Origin of the sequence: Pseudomonas sp. S3E17, assembly GCF_024168685.1 — a bacterium.
GTDB lineage: Bacteria > Pseudomonadota > Gammaproteobacteria > Pseudomonadales > Pseudomonadaceae > Aquipseudomonas > Aquipseudomonas marginalis.
In genome coordinates this window covers 295,812-312,887 of record NZ_JALJWE010000001.1, presented here as the reverse complement: position 1 = coordinate 312,887, position 17,076 = coordinate 295,812, and the positions used below count along the sequence as shown (strand labels likewise).

Genomic DNA, 17,076 nt, shown 5'->3' with positions numbered 1-17,076 from the left:
AATGGAAGACCTGACCATGACCACACCACCCAAACCCTTCACGCGCATCTTGCTCACCGGCGCCGCCGGCGGCCTGGGGCAAATCCTGCGGAACACCTTGCACGCCCATGCCGACAGCGTCCGCGCCTCGGACATCAGCCCCATGGCCCCCAGCCGTGGAGAGCATGACGAAGTGATCACCTGCAACCTGGCCGACAAGGCCGCCGTGGCGGCGCTGGTCAACGGCGTCGACGCCATCGTTCACCTGGGCGGGATTTCCGTGGAGCGGCCGTTCGAGGAGATTCTCGACGCCAATATTCGCGGCACGTTCCACATTTATGAGGCGGCGCGACAGCAGGGGGTCAAGCGGATTGTGTTTGCCAGCTCCAACCACGTCACCGGTTTCTATCCCCAGGACGTTGAACTGGACGTGCACTCACCGCGCCGTCCGGATGGCTACTACGCCCTCTCCAAGGCCTACGGCGAAGACCTGGCGGCGTTCTACTTTCATCGCTATGGGATTGAAACCGTGAGCTTGCGCATCGGCTCGTCGTTCCCCGAGCCGCGCAACCGGCGGATGCTGTCGACCTGGCTGAGTTACGCCGACCTGGACCACCTGGTGGCGCGCGCCCTGCTGGCCAAGGATGTGGGACACAGTGTGGTGTATGGCGTCTCGGCCAATCGCGATCGCTGGTGGAGCACCCGGCACACCGAGCACCTGGGCTTTGCGCCCAAGGACAGTTCGGAAGCGTTTCGCGCCAAGGTCGAGCAGCAACCGCCAGCGGCGGCCGATGAACCGGGCAGCCGGCTTCAGGGCGGCGCGTTCACCGCGGCCGGGCCGTTCGACAATTCGGCGGCGGCGGCTTCATAGGCCTGGCGCATGCGCTCGCGGCTGTTGGACAGGTGCAGGCGCATCGCCGCCCGAGCCGCATCGGCGTCACGGCGCAGGATGGCTTTGTAGATGTCCTCATGCTCACGGCTCAAGCGCTCCAGGAAGGGCTCCTTGTTGTCCTTGGCCAGACGTTTGGAGTGCAGGCGTGTACGCGGCAGGATGTTGAGCCCCAGGTGCAACATGATGTCGGTGAAATAGCGATTGCCCGTGGCCAGCGCGATCTGCTGATGGAACTGAAAGTCTGCCGACACCGCGTAGTCGGCACTCACCGCCCGTGAGTTGAGCGCATCCAGCGAGTCGCGCATCACCTGCAATTGCTCATCGGTGCGCCCCACGCACGCCAGGCCGGCAGCCTCCACCTCCAGGCTGATGCGCAATTCCAGCACGGCCAGCACATCCTGCAAGGTCACGATGCTGTCCGGGTCGATGCGAAACCCGCTGGGGCTCGGGATATCCTTCACAAAGGTGCCGACGCCGTGCCGGGTTTCCACCAGGCCCGAGGCCTGCAGGCGCGAAATGGCCTCGCGCACCACCGTGCGGCTCACCCCATGTTCGGCCATCACTTCGGATTCGGTGGGCAGCTTGGTGGCACGCGGCAGCTCACCGGAACAGATGCGCCGGGAAAGCTCGGTGACCAGTTCTTCGGCCAGGCTGCGGTGCCGGCGGCGAACGGTGGGCTGGACGTTCGGGTTGTCCATCAAGAACGTGTATCTCGGTTGGCGGAGGAACGCGCATCATAGCGCATTCGGTTGTACGACAACCCTCCCTGTGGCTCCCAGCGCCTCCCCCTACGCGAAAAGCCTCTGCCAGGCCGCTCTCAGCGGCTGCCGAGCGGACTAAAAATGTGCAGGATTGCTCGACGCCCCTGCTCATGATCGGGCTATGATCGACCGATATGAACCGGACGCCCGATACCCCATGCCCGTTGACCTGCAAGCGCTGTACCCGAAACTGATCCACCTGATGCTGGATACGGTATTTGTCGTCGACGGCGACAGCCAGATTGTCTTCGTCAGCGATGGCTGCGAGGCCCTGCTCGGCTACCGGGCCGACGAACTGGTCGGCACCCTGATCACCCACTACATGCACCCGGAAGACCTGGCGCGCACCCGAGCCTCGATTGTGCGGGTCATGAATGGCCAATCCCATGTCGACTTCCGCAACCGCTATCTACGCAAGGACGGCAGTGTGGTGCACATCCTGTGGGCGGCCTTCTGGTCCAAAGAGGTGGGCGCACGAATCGGCGTCGCACGGGACGTGACGGCGCTTACCCAGGCCGAAGAAGAACTGCGCTTCCTTGCCCACCATGATCCGCTGACGGGCCTGACCAACCGCTCACTGTTCAATGATCGGCTGGACCAGGCCCTGCACAGTGCGCAGTCCCACAACCGCGGCCTGGCGTTGCTGTTCCTGGACATCAATGACTTCAAGGGCATCAACGATGTACATGGCCATGCCATGGGCGATCGCGTGCTGTGTGCGATCGCCCGACGCCTGGAACGCTGCGTACTCGACAGCGACCTGGTGGCGCGGATGGGCGGTGATGAGTTCACGGTGCTGTTGACCGACATCCCGTCGCGGGAGGCTATTTCTGCCAGGGTGGTGCAGATACTCGCGGTCATGGCCGAGCCGCTGGGGCCCGAGTTTGGTGGGGTAAGGATGCCGTCCTGCAGCATCGGCGTGGCGGTTTATCCCCAGGACGGGGAAGATGCCGATACCCTGCTCAGCCATGCGGACGGTGATATGTACCGGATAAAAAGGCAGCGATTCGCGGCTGAATGACCAGAAGGCGTTTTGCATCAGGCAGGTCGGTCCACCCGCCCGATGCAGAAGCCCTCAGACGCTCACAACCGACAGGCGTTGACCGGCGGAACCCGACCGCGCCAGGGCTGGGCCCGCTCCAACTGCCCCGCAAGGGCCAGCAGGGTACTTTCTTCGCCAAAGCGCGCGGCGAAGTGGGCGCCCATCGGCAGGCCGGCAGCGCTCCAGTACAACGGTACCGACATCGCCGGTTGCCCGCTGGCATTGAACAGCGCCGTGAACGGTGAGTAGCTGTGGAACCGTTCGATCAGTTCCTCCAGGCTCAAGCGGTCGTCTTGCAGGTCCAGCTCCCCGATCGGTACCGGCTCGCGGGCCAGGGTCGGCGTGAGGATCAGGTCGTAATCCTGCATGAATACCGCCAACTGCCGGCCCAAGGCATGAATCCATTCCACGGCACCGGCGTACTGCGCACCGCTGACAGCCCCTTTGCAGCGCAGGATAATGCGGGTGCGGGCTTCCAGCTCCTCAGGCTGCACGGCGGAACCGCGCATCTGCCCCAACACATCGACGTAGTGACGCGTGCTCGCACCGATGATGGTGAAGACCTGATCGAGAAATGCCGGCAGCGCCACCGGCAAATTGACCGGTTCAACGCGGTGGCCCAGGGATTCGCACAACCTGGCGGCCTGGCGTACGGCTTGCACACTTTCGCCGGAGGTCGGCCAAGGCCCGAGCTGCTCGACCAGGGCGATCCGCAGCGGCCGAGGGTCCTGCTGCAGCGCGGTGACATAGGGCTGCGCCTGCAGCGGCGCGGCATAGGGTGCGCCCAGGTCGATCCCGGCCGTGGCATCCAGCAGCGCGGCGCTGTCACGTACCGACAAGGTAATCGCATGGGGGCTGCCCATCCCGGCCCAGCCCTCGCCGATCATCGGCCCGGAAGGCAACAGCCCACGGCTGGGCTTGAGGCCGAACACCCCACAGCAGGACGCCGGCACACGCAAGGAACCGCCGCCATCGTTGCCATGGGCAAACGGTACGACGCGCGCCGCCACCAAGGCTGCCGCGCCGCCACTGGAGCCGCCGGCACTGTGGGCGATGTTCCAGGGGTTGCGCGTGGCGCCAAAGCGGTTGGACTCGGTGGAATACGAGGTGCCGAATTCGGGTGAGGTGCTGGTACCGACAATCACGCACCCGGCACGGCGGATACGGCTGACGTGTTCGGCTTCAACGTCAGCGCGAGCGCCTCCCAACGCCTGCGAGCCATTGGTCATCGCCGCGCCGTTGACCGGCGAAAACAGGTCCTTGATCAGGGTCGGCACCCCGGCAAACACAGCGTGGCCGGGGCGCGACGCGCGCACCGAGTGGCGGGCCGAATCGTAAAGCCGCTCGGCCACCGCATTCAGCTGCGGTTCGACCCGTTCGATACGCTCGATCACCGCTTCCAGCAGCTCGCCGGGCTGCACCTCACCGCGCCTGACCCATTCGGCCAAACCGGTGGCGTCTTCGCTGTCCAGCAGGTTGTGGATGTCCATGCTTATCTCCTCTTGATTACGAATGACTTGATCCGAATGCCTGGGTCAGCGCTTTGCGCCGTGCTTGCAGGCCTGCCAGTGCCCAGGCCAGGGCCGAGGCAAAACTGGCACAGGCCAGCCACAGGATTGAACGACGCACGTCACCCGAGTAAACGCTGAGCACGGCCACCACCAGCGGGCTGACAAATTGACCGAAATACAGAAACGCCGTGAACCCACCCAAGCCGCGCCCGCGGGTTTTCGCGCTCAGGGCATTCATCACCGGCGCCATCGCGTTGGGCACCAGCAGCCCGGCGCCCAGGCCATGGATCAGCACGGCCACCAGCACCATGCTGTAGCTCGGTGCGCGCATCAGCAGCCACAACCCCAAGCCCAGCAGGCTCAGCAACAGCGCATTGCAACCGGGGATGCCGATGCGCCGGCGCAGCAGCGGCCAGGCTAACGAACCGCCCAGGGTCGCCAGCAGACTGCCCCCCGCCGACAGCCCGATCATCGTGCTTGAAGTGATGCCGAGGCTGACGAGTAAAACCGGCGCCTGGATCGGCACGATAAAACTCAGCACCATCCCACTGAGGATCAGCAGATAACCGAGCACCAACGGCAGCACGGCCACCCTGCCCTGTTCAGCCACCTCGACGGGCTGGCGGGCGGCGGCGGGTTCCCACAGCACCTTGATCATCATCGGCACCAACAGCAGTGGCAGCAGGTACAGCAGGAATGGCAGGCGCCAGGAGTGTTCGCCCAACGCGCCGCCCACGACATAGAACAGCGAGCCGACCAAACCGATGGTGACCACTTGCCGATTGATGTAGCGCAGCCGTTCCTCGCCGTGCCAATAGTCGGCAATCAGCGTCGCGCAACAGGTCATCACCGCCGCCTCCGCCGCGCCGAACAGCAGGCGTACACCGACGATGGCGGGCAAGTTATCCAGCAGCGCCGGGATGGCCCCGAGCACGGCATACAACAGCGTGGCGATTACCAGCAACGCCTTGCGCCCGACCCGGTCGGCCAACCAGCCGGCCAGGGGGGCGCACAGCGCAATCGCGAGTGCCGGCCCGGTGACCGCCAAGGGCACCAGCAGGGCGGCGCGCGGTTCCAGCGCACCGAACTCGGCTCCCAGCTTGGGCAGGATCGGCGCGACCATGGCCGCGCCCATGATGGTCAGGCTGCTGCCCAGCATCAGCACCAGCCCTTCACGGCGCCCGGTGGCTTGCCGCGGCGAGGGGGAATCGGAATGTGATGAGTTCATGGCCAGCCCCTTAGAAACTTTGAGAAATGCGCAGTGCCACGGTGTAACCCTCGGCACGGTTGCGGGCATCGGTTTCCTTGTAGGCGTGCAGCCAAATGGGCGGCAGACCGGGCTTGAAGTAACTCACGGCCGGCCCGACAGCCAGCACCCGCGCCCGGTTGCCCGATTGCAGGCCGGGCGCGTCGTCATCGCTGAACTGGCGGTAGTAGTAACCCCCCAGGCCCAGGGTCCACGGCCCTACATGCTGGCCCACGGCAAATTCGTGGCGGTACTCGACACCGTTCTTGTAGTCGGTCGCGGGGTTGCGGGTATTGACGTCCACCTCAACGCTTGAGGAAACCTCGAAGCCACCGTCGGTGATGTAGGTGGCGTTGACGATCGGCGAGAACGTCCAGTGATTGAGCCCTGGGGAGATCAAACGATTCTTGTCGTAGTCACCGGTGGGCGCCTGGATCTGCAACTGCGTGTTGATAAACAGGTTCGGCGACAGGTTCCATTGCAGGATCACCGGCAGAAACTGCATGTCGGCCATTCGAAACGGATCGGCCTCCAGGCTCAGCGGGCCGGCCGGGGTCGGTACCTTGACGGAAGCGTCCATCTTGAAGAACGGTACCACCACGCCGAAACCATAGTTGGCGCCCAGCACCGTGTGATCGGTCATGCGCATGTAGGCGACGCCGATGGACAACACATCCAGTGAGAAGCGGTTGTCGACGGAGCGACCGTTACGGTCCTTCTGCACATTGGCCGAGTAAAACGCCGTGCGCAGCCCTACGGTCCCGAACGGCGTGGCCGGCGGCATCATCCCCGCGCCGAAATCGTAAACGCCGACAGCGGTGGTCGGCGCACCGTTCTCGGTGGCCTGGACACTGGCGCAGCAACCCAGCAGCCCCAGGGTGAACAGCGTCATGCGTGTGGCGCTTGCATTATTGTGGTGAATCATCGAATGCCCCTCCCATCAAGTGGTGTGGGCCATCCTAGTAACGCGCAGAGTGCGGCGGTTATCCGTTTTCAGCAGAGTTGTGTGCGACGCAGGGTCTGGGAAGGGCTTTCGCCAAACATGGTGCGGTAATCGCTTGCGAACCGGCTCAAATGCCAGAAGCCCCAGCGCGCCGCGACTTCCTGTACGCCGTGGGCTTGGGTGCTGGTTCGCAGTTCGCGGCGCACCGCATTGAGGCGCAGTGCCCGCAGATAGGCCACCGGGTTGATGCCCAGGGTCTCCTGAAAACAGTACTGGAGTTTGCGCCGGCTGGCGCCGATGTGGTTGCACAGGTCGAGGATCGACAGCGGCTCGTCGAGGTGACTCAACGCATATTCGCGGGCGCGATCGACCATCCTTTTGCGCGCCGTGGGGTTGAGGGGTGGCGCCTGGTCCGGGGCGATCAACTCCAGCATATGCAGCATCACCGCATCGCGGATGCCGCGGCGGATCGAGTCATGCCCGAGCACGGCATCACAGCCCGCCAGCTCGTCGAACAACGCCGCGAGGTCACGTTGCACGGATGAATCACCCAAGCGGTAACACCTGGGAAGATCGGTAATTCGAAATTGAATGCCCTGGCACTCCAGCACATGTTCCAGGGCGTGCTCTTCGATGGCCACGCCGAGCAGGTCCAGGTGCTGTGGAGTGTGCAGCTCGGGCAGGTTTTCACCGTGGGCCACCAACAGGCTGGGCTCGTGGATCGGATGCCCCGAGCAATACACCGGGCCGTCGGCACTCAAGGGAATGCTGAAGGTGATCGCACCTTTCCAGGCCACACCACTCTTGACCATGGCCTGATTAGAGCGGTCGCGCACCAGTTGCATCCAGTCCGAGCGGAACTCCAGCAACTCACCGGCAAAGGAGCCGGGTGACAACTGATCGTAGCGAACCTGCCAGCCGCCCATATTGCGAGCGTGCTCGTCGATGTCGCTGGTCAGGAAACGCTGGAGGGGTAACGCCGGTGGAAGCACCACCGAGGCCGCAGGCATCTGCACATTATTATTGTTCATTGACCTAACCTTTTTCAGTTGCAAGGCTTACAGGTCGTATCGCACGCAAGTTCCATTCCGAACCCGGGGCAGCGCGTGCATGTGTGCCGAAAATGGATAGTGAGGATGTGCGCCCGCGATGCCAGCCTCGGGCAAAAACGTTCACCTGTTAATGAATTTTTTCACCTTCAAGGCTTGATGTTTTTCAGCTCATTGAGCAAGTCCAGCAACTGCTGCATTTTCTCCGCGCCAAACTGCGCTTCGATTTTCTGGTAGTTGCTTTCCATGCCCTCGCTCATGGAGACGAAACACTGCTGGCCGCGCTCGGTGAGGCCCACGAACACCCGGCGCTGATCCTGGCTGGACTTCTGCCGGCGCACCAGGCCGTCGCGCTCCAGGCGGGTCAACACTCCGGTCATGCTCGGTTTCAGGATGCAGGCCTGCTGGGCGAGTTGATGGCTTTCGAGTTCGCCCTGCTGGCGCAGGATCCGAATGACCCGCCACTGTTGCTCGGTCAGTGCATGCTTGTTCAGTGCCGGGCGGAAGAACGCCATTGCGGCTTCACGGGCTTGCAGCAGGGTCAGGGTCAGCGAAGGTCTGGGGTTGGCCATATCGGCACCAATTGGATGGGCGAGTCGGCAGCTTAGTGTCGCCGGCCAACCGCTGCAAGCGGCCTGGGGGCTGTGAAAAGTACAATCGGTTCGGCGTAAAAGCCATTCTGTTGCACCGTGGCGATGCTCATGATGATCCGCACAAGATCAACAAGACCCCCCTTATGCCTGGCTCAACGCAATCCCGATTGGCGCTGGCGGTACTCCCCCGGAGTGAGCTGGGCGTAACGCTGGAAAAAACGACTGAAATAGGCCGGGTCCTTGAACCCCAGCTGATAGCAGATCTCGTTGGCCGAGCTGCCGGTAAACAGCAGCAGGCGCTTGGCTTCCTGCATCAGGCGCTCCAGGATCAGGCGCTTGGACGGCAGGTCGGCAATACGCCGGCACACGTCGTTGAGCCGTGCTTCTGTCACCCCAATGCCCTGGGCATACCGCGACAACGGCCAGTGTTGCTGGTAGTGCGCTTCGATCAGCTCGTTGAAGCGGTGGAAGATTTTCAAGTCTTCGTGACGGGCGGGCGTGGCTTTCAACGAGTTCGAACACAGCCGCAACAGGCTGATCATGATCAACCGCGTCAGGCTGTCCAGGGCTGCGCTGCGCCCGGAACGCTGGGCTTTTACCTCTTCGCGCAGTTCCTCGAACAGATAATCCAGGCGGCGGATATCGCCCGCGTATTGCGGCGCCAACTGCGTCAGGGCGACACACGCGGCCGGCAATTGCACACCGGCCGGCGCCAGGCTGGCGTCGGCTTCGATCAGTTGCCACACCAATTGCTGACGCACCGTGAGCACATGCCCGTCACTGTCGGCCTCGGTCACAAACGAGTGCGGCACCGTGGGTGGCGTGAGGAAGAACATCGGCCCGGACTCGACGTATTGCTGGTCGTCCAGGTACACGCGCACGGTGCCGCTTTTTACGTAGTGAACCTGGAAGAACCGGTCATGCCGGTGAACGGGCATGTTGCGCCCGAAGAAATCCGCCAGGTTGGCCAGCTTGTCGTAATGGACTTCGGCGTCGCTGTAGCGCTGGTCGTACACCTGGCCAATGTTGATGTTCGGGATGGGTTGACGGTCGCTCATCGCACGCTACTCGTTTTTATTGTGATTGCCCTGATGCAGCGGTGCTCACCCTGCAAGCACCCCGTGGACAGTCTACACCCTTGACGATAGTTAACATCTTAATTATAACTGTTAACACATTAACTAAATGCAAGGCCGCCATGGCCCTGCCAGGAGAACCCATGAGCCGTGCCTTGCATGACATCGCGACCGGCACCCTTTTCGGTGTCGCGCTGAACTACCAGGGGTTGCTCAAGCAGCGCCTCGCCGAATTCGAACAGCCGCCGTACCAGAAACCGCCGGTCAAGCCGGTGCTGTTCATCAAGACGCCCAACACCCGCAACCAGCACGGCGCCGAGGTGGTGCATCCCGGCCAGGGCGAGCGCCTGCAACCTGGGCCGGCATTGGGGGTGGTGATGGGCAAGAGCGCCAGTCGCGTCAGCGCGGCCGAAGCCCTCGACTACGTGGCCGGCTACACCCTGGTCAATGAGTTCAGCCTGCCGGAAGACAGCTACTACCGCCCCGCCGTCAAAGCCAAATGCCGCGATGGGTTCTGTGCCATCGGGCCCGAGCTGATACCCACCGCACAGGTCTCGAACCCGCACAATCTCGCGATCACGCTGTACGTCAACGGCGAGGTTCGCCAGCACAACACCACGGCCAACTTCGTGCGCAACATTCCATTGTTGATCGCCGAGATCAGCGAATTCATGACCCTGCACGCAGGCGACGTGCTGATCACCGGCACGCCTGAAGGCCGGGTGGATGTGCAGCCCGGCGACACCGTGGAGGTCGAGATCAGCGGCCTCGGCCGCCTGGTCAACCACATCAAGGCAGAGGAGCTCCCATGAAACACGCCCGTATTCGCTTTGAAGGTGAAGTCCATTCGGTACAGGTCGAAGCTGAAAACGCCGTGCGCCTGGCCGACGGTCGCCTGTTGGCCGAAGACCAGGTGCAATGGCTGCCACCGGCCACCGGCAGCATGTTCGCCCTGGGCCTGAACTATGCCGACCACGCCGCTGAACTGGCGTTCAAGCCGCCGACCGAACCCCTGGCGTTTATCAAGTCCGTGGGCACCTACACCGGCCACAACCAGGTGACCTGGCGCCCGGATAACGTCGCCTACATGCACTACGAGTGCGAACTGGTGGCCGTCATCGGCAAGCCGGCGCGCAACGTCAAGCGCGAAGACGCCCTGGATTACCTGGCGGGCTACACGGTGTGCAACGACTACGCGATTCGCGACTACCTGGAAAACTACTACCGCCCCAACCTGCGCGTGAAGAACCGCGACGCCACCACGCCCGTCGGCCCATGGATCGTCGATGTGGCCGATGTGCCGGACCCGAGCAACCTGAAACTGCGCACCTGGATCAACGGCGAGTTGCGCCAGGAAGGCAGCACCAGGGACATGATTTTCGACATTCCCTACCTGATCGAATACCTGTCCAGCTTCATGACCCTGCAACCCGGCGACATGATCGCCACCGGCACGCCCGAAGGCCTGGCCGACGTCGTGCCGGGCGATGAAGTGATTGTGGAAGTCGAAGGCGTAGGCCGCCTGGTTAACCGAATTGTCAGCGAAGCGGCGTTCTTCAACGCCCGTAAAGAGGCTTGAGCAGCATGATCAAACATTGGATCAATGGCCGTGAGGTCGAAAGCAAAGACGTGTTCGTCAACTACAACCCGGCCACCGGCGAAGCCATCGGTGAAGTCGCCAGCGGCGGCGCCGAGGAAGTCGCGCAAGCCGTGGCGGCGGCCAAGGAAGCCTTCCCGAAATGGGCGGGCACCCCGGCCAAGGAACGGGCGCGCTTGATGCGCAAGCTCGGCGAACTGATCGAACAGAACGTGCCGCACCTGGCCGAACTGGAAACCCTCGACACCGGCCTGCCGATTCACCAGACCAAAAACGTATTGATTCCCCGCGCCTCGCACAACTTCGACTTTTTCGCCGAAGTCTGCACGCGCATGGACGGCCATAGCTACCCGGTCGATGACCAGATGCTCAACTACACCCTGTACCAGCCGGTGGGTGTCTGCGCGCTGGTGTCGCCGTGGAACGTGCCGTTCATGACGGCCACCTGGAAGACCGCGCCGTGCCTGGCCCTGGGCAATACCGCGGTGCTGAAAATGTCCGAGCTGTCGCCGCTGACCGCCAACGAACTGGGGCGCCTGGCGGTGGAGGCCGGGATTCCAAAGGGCGTGCTCAATGTCATCCAGGGTTACGGCGCCACCGCTGGCGATGCCCTGGTGCGTCACCCCGATGTCCGCGCGATTTCCTTCACCGGCGGCACCGCCACCGGCAAGAAAATCATGCAGACCGCCGGGCTGAAAAAGTACTCCATGGAACTGGGCGGCAAGTCGCCGGTGCTGATCTTCGAAGATGCCGACCTGGAACGCGCCCTCGACGCCGCGCTGTTCACCATCTTCTCGCTCAACGGCGAACGCTGCACCGCCGGCAGCCGGATCTTTATCCAGGAAAGCGTGTACCCGCAGTTCGTCGCCGAGTTTGCCGCGCGCGCCAAGCGCCTGATCGTCGGCGACCCACAAGACCCGAAAACCCAGGTCGGCTCGATGATCACCCAGGCCCACTACGACAAGGTCACCGGCTACATCAAGATCGGTATGGAAGAAGGCGCCACCCTCCTCGCCGGTGGCCTGGAGCGCCCGGCCAACCTGGCGGCGCACCTGAGCAAGGGCCAGTTCATCCAGCCCACGGTGTTCGCTGACGTGAACAACAATATGCGTATCGCCCAGGAAGAAATCTTCGGCCCGGTGGTGTGCCTGATTCCGTTCAAGGACGAAGCCGAAGCCTTGAAACTGGCCAACGATACCGAATACGGCCTGGCGTCTTACATCTGGACCCAGGACATCGGCAAGGCGCATCGTCTGGCCTATGGCATCGAAGCGGGCATGGTGTTCATCAACAGCCAGAACGTGCGCGACCTGCGCCAACCGTTCGGCGGCGTGAAGGGCTCCGGCACCGGCCGTGAAGGCGGCCAGTACAGCTTCGAAGTGTTCGCCGAGATCAAGAACGTGTGCATTTCCATGGGAAGTCATCACATCCCGCGCTGGGGCGTGTAAGCCGGACACAACAACGCGTCCTGTAGGAGCGAGCTTGCTCGCGAAGAATCCGCAGGCGCCGCCGGCTAACGGAAATGCTGCGTTATCGTTGATGTTTTTCGCGAGCAAGCTCGCTCCTACAAAAGAATAAATACTCAGGAGAATGATCATGGGCGAAGTAGTTCTGGCAGCAAAGATCTGCCACGTACCCTCGATGTACTTGTCGGAGCTGCCTGGCAAGCACCATGGCTGCCGCGAAGCGGCGATTGCCGGGCACAAGGAAATCGGTCGGCGCGCCCGCGAGCTGGGCGCCGATACCGCCGTGGTGTTCGACGTGCACTGGCTGGTCAACAGCGCCTATCACGTCAACAGCGGCGAGCACTTCAAGGGCATCTACACCAGTAACGAACTGCCGCACTTCATCAAGAACATGGCCTACGAATACCCCGGCTGCCCGGAGCTGGGCGAGCTGATCGCCGCCGAGGCCAACGCCGCCGACGTGCGCACCCTGGCCCACAACATCCCGAGCCTGGAGCTGGAGTACGGCACCCTGGTGCCGATGCGCTACATGCACATGGGCGTACCGGACGAGCAGACCTTCAACGTCGTTTCGATTGCCGCCTGGTGTGCCTGGCATCGCCTGCAAGACAGCTTCACCTTCGGCGCCGCCGTGCGCCGGGCCATCGAGAAGAGCGATCGCAAAGTCGTGGTGCTGGCCTCGGGGTCGCTGTCGCACCGCTTCTCCGACGACCGCAATGCCGAAGCCAATATTCATAACTGGACCCGTGAATTCGACAAGCAGGTCGACCTGCATGTGGTGGAACTGTGGCGCCAGGGCCGCTGGAAAGAGTTCTGCGCCATGCTCCCGGACTACGCCGAGCATTGCTTTGGCGAAGGCAAGATGCACGACACCGCCATGCTTCTCGGTTTGCTCGGCGGGCCGGACTACGACAAGCCGGCCGAGATCATCACCGAACCCTTCGGCAGCTCGGGCACCGGGCAGATCAACGCCATTTTCCCTGTTTGACCGCATGGCCGCGCGGCATCCCCGCGCGGCCTGAAGGAGCCGTTCATGCCCCACTTCATCGCTGAATACACCGACAACATCGAACAGCAGGCAGACCTGCCGGGCCTGTTTGAAAAAGTCCACGCCAGCCTGGGCGACAGCGGCGTGTTTCCCCTGGGCGGCATCCGCAGCCGTGGCGTGCGCCTGGACACCTGGCGCATGGCCGATGGCAAGCATGACTACGCGTTCGTGCACATGACGTTGAAGGTCGGCCATGGCCGCGACCTGACCACACGCCAGCAAGTCGCCGAGCGCCTGTTCGAGGTCATCACCCAGCACTTCGCCGCGCTTCAGGCCCGGCGCCTGCTGGCCTTGTCGTTTGAAATGCTCGAACTGCACGAGCAGCTCAATTTCAAGCAGAACAACGTGCATGCGTTCCTCAAGGCGCAGGTCGGCTAAAGCACCCTGCCCGTTCACACCCTCGGCCTCTCAGATAAAAAGTATAAAACCATGAGCACAGCCCATACCGCCGACAACCTCGGCCAGGTCGCACGCGACCGTACCCACAGCACCATCACCTGGCGGCTGATGCCGTTGTTGCTGATCTGCTACCTCTTCGCCCATCTCGACCGCATCAACATCGGCTTCGCCAAGATGCAGATGAGCGCGGACTTGAACTTCAGCGACACGGTCTATGGCTTCGGCGCCGGCCTGTTCTTCGTGGCCTACGCGCTGTTCGGCGTGCCCAGCAACATGGCCCTGGACCGTGTCGGCCCAAGACGTTGGATTGCCACGCTGATGGTGGTGTGGGGCGTGCTGTCGACCTGCATGTTCCTGATCGACAGCGCCATGGGCTTCTATGTGCTGCGCTTTTTGCTGGGGGTGGCCGAGGCCGGTTTCTTCCCGGGCATCCTGGTGTTTCTGAACCGCTGGTACCCGGCCGGGCGTCGCGCGCAAGTCACCGCCCTGTTTGCCATCGCAGTGCCGATGGCCGGGGTGATCGGCGGCCCGCTTTCCGGCGGCATCCTTGAACACTTCCACGACCTGGGCGGCCTGCGCGGCTGGCAATGGATGTTCGTCATCGAAGGCGCCCCCGTGATTCTGCTCGGGCTGGTGGTGCTCAAGTGCCTGCCGGACAGCTTCGAGACGGTCAAGTGGCTGGCGCCGGAACAGAAGCAACACCTGCGCGAGCAACTGCACCGGGAAGAACACCGCAAATCGATCACCTCGTTTTCCGCCATTCTCAGCAACCCACAGGTGTGGCTGCTGGTGGCGGTGTACTTCGCGGTGATGCTGGCGGTCAACACCCTGGCGTTCTGGATGCCGACGCTGATCCACGGCGCCGGCATCGGCAGCGACGGCAAGGTCGGCCTGCTGAGTGCGGTGCCGTACCTGGCCGGGTGTTTTTTCATGATCGGCTGCGGGCGTTCATCCGACCGCCAGCGTGAACGCCGCTGGCACCTGTGCGTGCCCTTGCTGATGTCGGCCGCCGGCATTGCCATCGCCGGGCTCGCCCCCGCCAACCCGGCCGTGGTGCTGGGCGGCCTGATCGTCGCCGGCATGGGCGCCAGCGCGGCGTTGCCGATGTTCTGGCAACTGCCTCCCGCGTTCCTCTCCAATAACACCCAGGCCGCCGGGATCGCCCTGATCAGCTCGTTCGGCAGCATCGCGTCATTCTTCGCGCCCTACCTGATCGGCTGGATGCGCGACACCACCCAGAGCGCCAGCCTGGCCCTGTACGTCCTGGCGCTGCTGATTGCTCTCGGCGGCCTGCTGGTGCTGCGCACCCGGGCGGCCATCGTCAACCCTCAATAAGAGACTCTTGCCATGCTTGATCAATCGCTCATTTTGCAAGCCGCCGCGCGCCTCGACCAGGCCGAACGTTCACGCGAACAGGTGCGTCAGTTTTCCCTCGATCACCCGGCGATCACCCTCGACGACGCCTATGCCATCCAGCGCGCCTGGGTCGCGCAAAAAATCAAGGACGGGCGCAAGCTGGTCGGCCACAAGATCGGCCTGACCTCCCGGGCCATGCAGGTCTCGTCCAATATCACCGAGCCGGATTACGGCGCGTTGCTGGACGACATGTTCTTCGATGAAGGCACCGACATCCCCTTCGAGCGCTTTATCGTGCCGCGCGTCGAGGTGGAGCTGGCGTTTATCCTGGGCAAACCGCTGAAAGGCCCGAACGTGACGGTGTTCGACGTACTCGACGCCACCGAATGGGTGATCCCGGCGCTGGAGATCATCGATGCGCGCATCCAGCAGGTCGACCCGCACACCAAGGCGACCCGCAAGGTGTTCGACACCATCTCCGACAACGCCGCCAACGCCGGCGTGGTCATGGGCGGGCGGGCCGTGCGGCCCACCGAGATCGACTTGCGCAAGGTGCCGGCGGTGCTTTACCGCAATGGTGTGATCGAAGAGTCCGGCGTCTCCGCCGCCGTGCTCAATCACCCGGCCAAGGGCGTGGCCTGGCTCGCGAATAAACTGGCCGCCTATGACGTCACCCTGCAACCCGGGCAAATCATCCTGGGTGGCTCCTTCACCCGCCCGGTGGCGGCCAACCCTGGCGATACCTTCCATGTCGACTACGACATGCTGGGTTCGATTGCCTGCCGATTCGTTTAACGGGAGAGTGCTCATGGACATGCCTGTCAACACCTTCAAACATCGCCTGCGCAGCGGTGAAACCCAGATCGGCCTGTGGCTGGGCCTGGCCGATGCCTATTGCGCGGAACTGGCCGCCAACGCCGGTTTCGATTGGCTGCTGATCGACGGCGAACATGCGCCCAACGACCTGCGCGGCCTGCTCGGCCAGCTCCAGGCCGTGGCGCCCTACCCCAGCCAGCCGGTGATTCGCCCGGTGATCGGCGACACCGCGTTGATCAAGCAAGTCCTCGACATTGGCGTACAGACCTTGCTGGTGCCCATGGTGGAGAGCGCAGAACAGGCGCGTACGCTGGTGAAAGCCATCCATTATCCGCCCAAGGGCGTGCGCGGCGTCGGCAGTGCGCTGGCCAGGGCTTCACGCTGGAACAGCATTGCCGGTTACCTCGACCACGCCGATGAGCAGATGTGCCTGCTGGTGCAGATCGAAAACCGCGAGGGCCTGGCCAACCTGGAGGCGATTGCGGCGGTGGAAGGCGTCGACGGGGTGTTTATCGGGCCGGCGGACCTGAGCGCGTCGATGGGCCATCGCGGCAACCCCGGCCACCCCGAGGTGCAGGCCGCCATCGAAGACGCCATCGCGCGCATCCGCAACGCCGGCAAAGCCGCCGGCATTCTCAGCGCCGACCAGGCACTGGCGCGGCGCTACATCGAACTGGGCGCGGCGTTCGTGGCGGTGGGCGTGGACACCACGGTGCTGATGCGCGGGCTGCAAAGCCTGGCGGCGGCCTTCAAGGACTCACCGGCGCCTGCCAGCGCGGCCGGCGGCGTCTACTGACGCAGCCTCGCTTGCGCGCGGCAGCTGTGGGGCTAGCTTAACTAGCGCTTGAGGGTTTTCAGTTCGTTGAGCAAGGTCAGCAAGGTCTGCAACTTCTCTTCGCCAAACCCCGCCTGCAAGCGCTGGTAATTGGCTTCCATGCTCTGGCTCATGGAGTCGAAACAGGCTTGGCCCTTCTCGGCCAGCCGCACCAGCACGCGGCGTTGGTCCTGTTGCGCCTTGCGCCGCTCAACCATGCCTGCCGCTTCCATGCGCACCAGCACTCCGGTCATGCTCGGCTTGAGGATGCACGCCAGCTCGGCCAGGCGATTGATCTCAAGCTCCTCATGCTGGCTGAGGATCCGAATGACCCGCCATTGCTGCTCGGTCAGTCCGTGTTGATTGAGCGAAGGGCGAAAAAACCCCATGGCGGCTTCACGCGCATGGAGCAAAGTGAGGGTCAGGGATTGGCGCGGTTTGGACATGGATGGCGGCGTCGCAATTGGTTAACAGATTAACAACATTCT

General features: G+C 63.3%; 18 protein-coding genes. 10 read left to right on the top strand and 8 right to left on the bottom strand.

Annotation, left to right across the window (positions count from 1 at the left end; genetic code table 11):
• Positions 1 to 16 precede the first annotated feature (16 nt).
• Positions 17 to 850 (top strand): NAD(P)-dependent oxidoreductase, encoded by an 834-nt coding sequence (locus J3D60_RS01265; protein ID WP_253488942.1) that lies wholly within the window; start codon positions 17 to 19, stop codon positions 848 to 850.
• Here the strand turns inward: J3D60_RS01265 and J3D60_RS01260 are convergent.
• Positions 790 to 1,569, bottom strand: coding sequence for a FadR/GntR family transcriptional regulator (locus J3D60_RS01260; protein WP_253488940.1), 780 nt, complete (start codon positions 1,567 to 1,569; stop codon positions 790 to 792). The two genes, J3D60_RS01265 and J3D60_RS01260, sit on opposite strands and share 61 nt — an antisense overlap.
• 220 nt (positions 1,570 to 1,789) lie before the next feature.
• On the opposite strand from J3D60_RS01260, the gene J3D60_RS01255 reads away from it, so the two are divergent.
• Positions 1,790 to 2,653: a sensor domain-containing diguanylate cyclase gene (locus J3D60_RS01255; RefSeq protein ID WP_253493933.1), complete on the top strand. Its 864-nt coding sequence runs from the start codon at positions 1,790 to 1,792 to the stop codon at positions 2,651 to 2,653.
• Between the two features lie 62 nt (positions 2,654 to 2,715).
• Here the strand turns inward: J3D60_RS01255 and J3D60_RS01250 are convergent, their stop codons facing one another.
• The 6 genes from J3D60_RS01250 to hpaA all read right to left on the bottom strand — a co-directional run bounded on the left by J3D60_RS01250 (position 2,716) and on the right by hpaA (position 9,074).
• Positions 2,716 to 4,164, bottom strand: a complete 1,449-nt coding sequence (locus tag J3D60_RS01250; RefSeq protein WP_065939664.1) for an amidase — start codon at positions 4,162 to 4,164, stop codon at positions 2,716 to 2,718.
• A gap of 16 nt (positions 4,165 to 4,180) precedes the next feature.
• Positions 4,181 to 5,413 (bottom strand): MFS transporter, encoded by a 1,233-nt coding sequence (locus tag J3D60_RS01245; RefSeq protein ID WP_098479849.1) that lies wholly within the window; start codon positions 5,411 to 5,413, stop codon positions 4,181 to 4,183.
• A gap of 10 nt (positions 5,414 to 5,423) precedes the next feature.
• Complete coding sequence (locus J3D60_RS01240; protein WP_065939662.1) at positions 5,424 to 6,356, bottom strand: transporter; 933 nt, start codon at positions 6,354 to 6,356, stop codon at positions 5,424 to 5,426.
• 68 nt (positions 6,357 to 6,424) lie between these two features.
• Complete coding sequence (locus tag J3D60_RS01235; RefSeq protein WP_065939661.1) at positions 6,425 to 7,405, bottom strand: helix-turn-helix domain-containing protein; 981 nt, start codon at positions 7,403 to 7,405, stop codon at positions 6,425 to 6,427.
• Between the two features lie 167 nt (positions 7,406 to 7,572).
• Positions 7,573 to 7,995 carry a homoprotocatechuate degradation operon regulator HpaR gene (gene hpaR, locus J3D60_RS01230; protein WP_027603497.1) on the bottom strand — a complete coding sequence of 141 codons (423 nt, stop codon included), beginning with the start codon at positions 7,993 to 7,995 and terminating at the stop codon, positions 7,573 to 7,575.
• A 173-nt stretch (positions 7,996 to 8,168) separates the two neighbouring features.
• Positions 8,169 to 9,074, bottom strand: coding sequence for a 4-hydroxyphenylacetate catabolism regulatory protein HpaA (gene hpaA, locus J3D60_RS01225; protein WP_027603496.1), 906 nt, complete (start codon positions 9,072 to 9,074; stop codon positions 8,169 to 8,171).
• Between the two features lie 161 nt (positions 9,075 to 9,235).
• Here hpaA and J3D60_RS01220 point away from each other — a divergent pair, with 161 nt between their 5' ends.
• From J3D60_RS01220 to hpaI, 8 genes are all read left to right on the top strand, one after another.
• A complete protein-coding gene (locus J3D60_RS01220) occupies positions 9,236 to 9,904 on the top strand; it encodes a fumarylacetoacetate hydrolase family protein (RefSeq protein WP_065939659.1) in 669 nt (222 codons plus the stop codon).
• Positions 9,901 to 10,671 (top strand): fumarylacetoacetate hydrolase family protein, encoded by a 771-nt coding sequence (locus J3D60_RS01215; RefSeq protein ID WP_253488937.1) that lies wholly within the window; start codon positions 9,901 to 9,903, stop codon positions 10,669 to 10,671. The genes J3D60_RS01220 and J3D60_RS01215 overlap by 4 nt, the downstream gene beginning before the upstream one ends.
• 5 nt (positions 10,672 to 10,676) lie before the next feature.
• Entirely contained in the window at positions 10,677 to 12,137 is a 1,461-nt protein-coding gene (gene hpaE, locus J3D60_RS01210; RefSeq protein WP_253488928.1) for a 5-carboxymethyl-2-hydroxymuconate semialdehyde dehydrogenase, read from the top strand.
• Positions 12,138 to 12,285: 148 nt separating this feature from the next.
• On the top strand, positions 12,286 to 13,143 hold the full coding sequence (gene hpaD / locus J3D60_RS01205; protein ID WP_074845900.1) for a 3,4-dihydroxyphenylacetate 2,3-dioxygenase: 858 nt from the start codon (positions 12,286 to 12,288) through the stop codon (positions 13,141 to 13,143).
• Positions 13,144 to 13,188: 45 nt separating this feature from the next.
• Positions 13,189 to 13,581: a 5-carboxymethyl-2-hydroxymuconate isomerase gene (locus J3D60_RS01200; protein ID WP_253488926.1), complete on the top strand. Its 393-nt coding sequence runs from the start codon at positions 13,189 to 13,191 to the stop codon at positions 13,579 to 13,581.
• A 51-nt stretch (positions 13,582 to 13,632) separates the two neighbouring features.
• Positions 13,633 to 14,937 carry an MFS transporter gene (locus J3D60_RS01195; protein ID WP_253488923.1) on the top strand — a complete coding sequence of 435 codons (1,305 nt, stop codon included), beginning with the start codon at positions 13,633 to 13,635 and terminating at the stop codon, positions 14,935 to 14,937.
• Between the two features lie 12 nt (positions 14,938 to 14,949).
• Positions 14,950 to 15,753 carry a 2-oxo-hept-4-ene-1,7-dioate hydratase gene (hpaH, locus tag J3D60_RS01190; protein ID WP_053139661.1) on the top strand — a complete coding sequence of 268 codons (804 nt, stop codon included), beginning with the start codon at positions 14,950 to 14,952 and terminating at the stop codon, positions 15,751 to 15,753.
• Between the two features lie 13 nt (positions 15,754 to 15,766).
• A complete protein-coding gene (gene hpaI, locus J3D60_RS01185; protein WP_253488920.1) occupies positions 15,767 to 16,570 on the top strand; it encodes a 4-hydroxy-2-oxoheptanedioate aldolase in 804 nt (267 codons plus the stop codon).
• A gap of 41 nt (positions 16,571 to 16,611) precedes the next feature.
• Here the strand turns inward: hpaI and hpaR (J3D60_RS01180) are convergent, their stop codons facing one another.
• Positions 16,612 to 17,034 carry a homoprotocatechuate degradation operon regulator HpaR gene (gene hpaR, locus J3D60_RS01180; RefSeq protein ID WP_027603487.1) on the bottom strand — a complete coding sequence of 141 codons (423 nt, stop codon included), beginning with the start codon at positions 17,032 to 17,034 and terminating at the stop codon, positions 16,612 to 16,614.
• Between the last annotated feature and the right edge of the window lie 42 nt (positions 17,035 to 17,076).

Bases quoted from the DNA above. Each gene is read 5' to 3' on its own strand.
- J3D60_RS01220 (WP_065939659.1), top strand. From the start codon at position 9,236: ATGAGCCGTGCCTTGCATGACATCGCGACCGGCACCCTTTTCGGTGTC.
- hpaR (WP_027603497.1), bottom strand. From the start codon at position 7,995: ATGGCCAACCCCAGACCTTCGCTGACCCTGACCCTGCTGCAAGCCCGT.
- hpaE (WP_253488928.1), top strand. From the start codon at position 10,677: ATGATCAAACATTGGATCAATGGCCGTGAGGTCGAAAGCAAAGACGTG.
- J3D60_RS01250 (WP_065939664.1), bottom strand. From the start codon at position 4,164: ATGGACATCCACAACCTGCTGGACAGCGAAGACGCCACCGGTTTGGCC.
- J3D60_RS01200 (WP_253488926.1), top strand. From the start codon at position 13,189: ATGCCCCACTTCATCGCTGAATACACCGACAACATCGAACAGCAGGCA.
- hpaA (WP_027603496.1), bottom strand. From the start codon at position 9,074: ATGAGCGACCGTCAACCCATCCCGAACATCAACATTGGCCAGGTGTAC.
- J3D60_RS01245 (WP_098479849.1), bottom strand. From the start codon at position 5,413: ATGAACTCATCACATTCCGATTCCCCCTCGCCGCGGCAAGCCACCGGG.
- hpaH (WP_053139661.1), top strand. From the start codon at position 14,950: ATGCTTGATCAATCGCTCATTTTGCAAGCCGCCGCGCGCCTCGACCAG.
- J3D60_RS01215 (WP_253488937.1), top strand. From the start codon at position 9,901: ATGAAACACGCCCGTATTCGCTTTGAAGGTGAAGTCCATTCGGTACAG.
- J3D60_RS01260 (WP_253488940.1), bottom strand. From the start codon at position 1,569: ATGGACAACCCGAACGTCCAGCCCACCGTTCGCCGCCGGCACCGCAGC.
- J3D60_RS01255 (WP_253493933.1), top strand. From the start codon at position 1,790: ATGCCCGTTGACCTGCAAGCGCTGTACCCGAAACTGATCCACCTGATG.
- J3D60_RS01265 (WP_253488942.1), top strand. From the start codon at position 17: ATGACCACACCACCCAAACCCTTCACGCGCATCTTGCTCACCGGCGCC.
- J3D60_RS01195 (WP_253488923.1), top strand. From the start codon at position 13,633: ATGAGCACAGCCCATACCGCCGACAACCTCGGCCAGGTCGCACGCGAC.
- hpaR (WP_027603487.1), bottom strand. From the start codon at position 17,034: ATGTCCAAACCGCGCCAATCCCTGACCCTCACTTTGCTCCATGCGCGT.
- hpaI (WP_253488920.1), top strand. From the start codon at position 15,767: ATGGACATGCCTGTCAACACCTTCAAACATCGCCTGCGCAGCGGTGAA.
- hpaD (WP_074845900.1), top strand. From the start codon at position 12,286: ATGGGCGAAGTAGTTCTGGCAGCAAAGATCTGCCACGTACCCTCGATG.
- J3D60_RS01240 (WP_065939662.1), bottom strand. From the start codon at position 6,356: ATGATTCACCACAATAATGCAAGCGCCACACGCATGACGCTGTTCACC.
- J3D60_RS01235 (WP_065939661.1), bottom strand. From the start codon at position 7,405: ATGAACAATAATAATGTGCAGATGCCTGCGGCCTCGGTGGTGCTTCCA.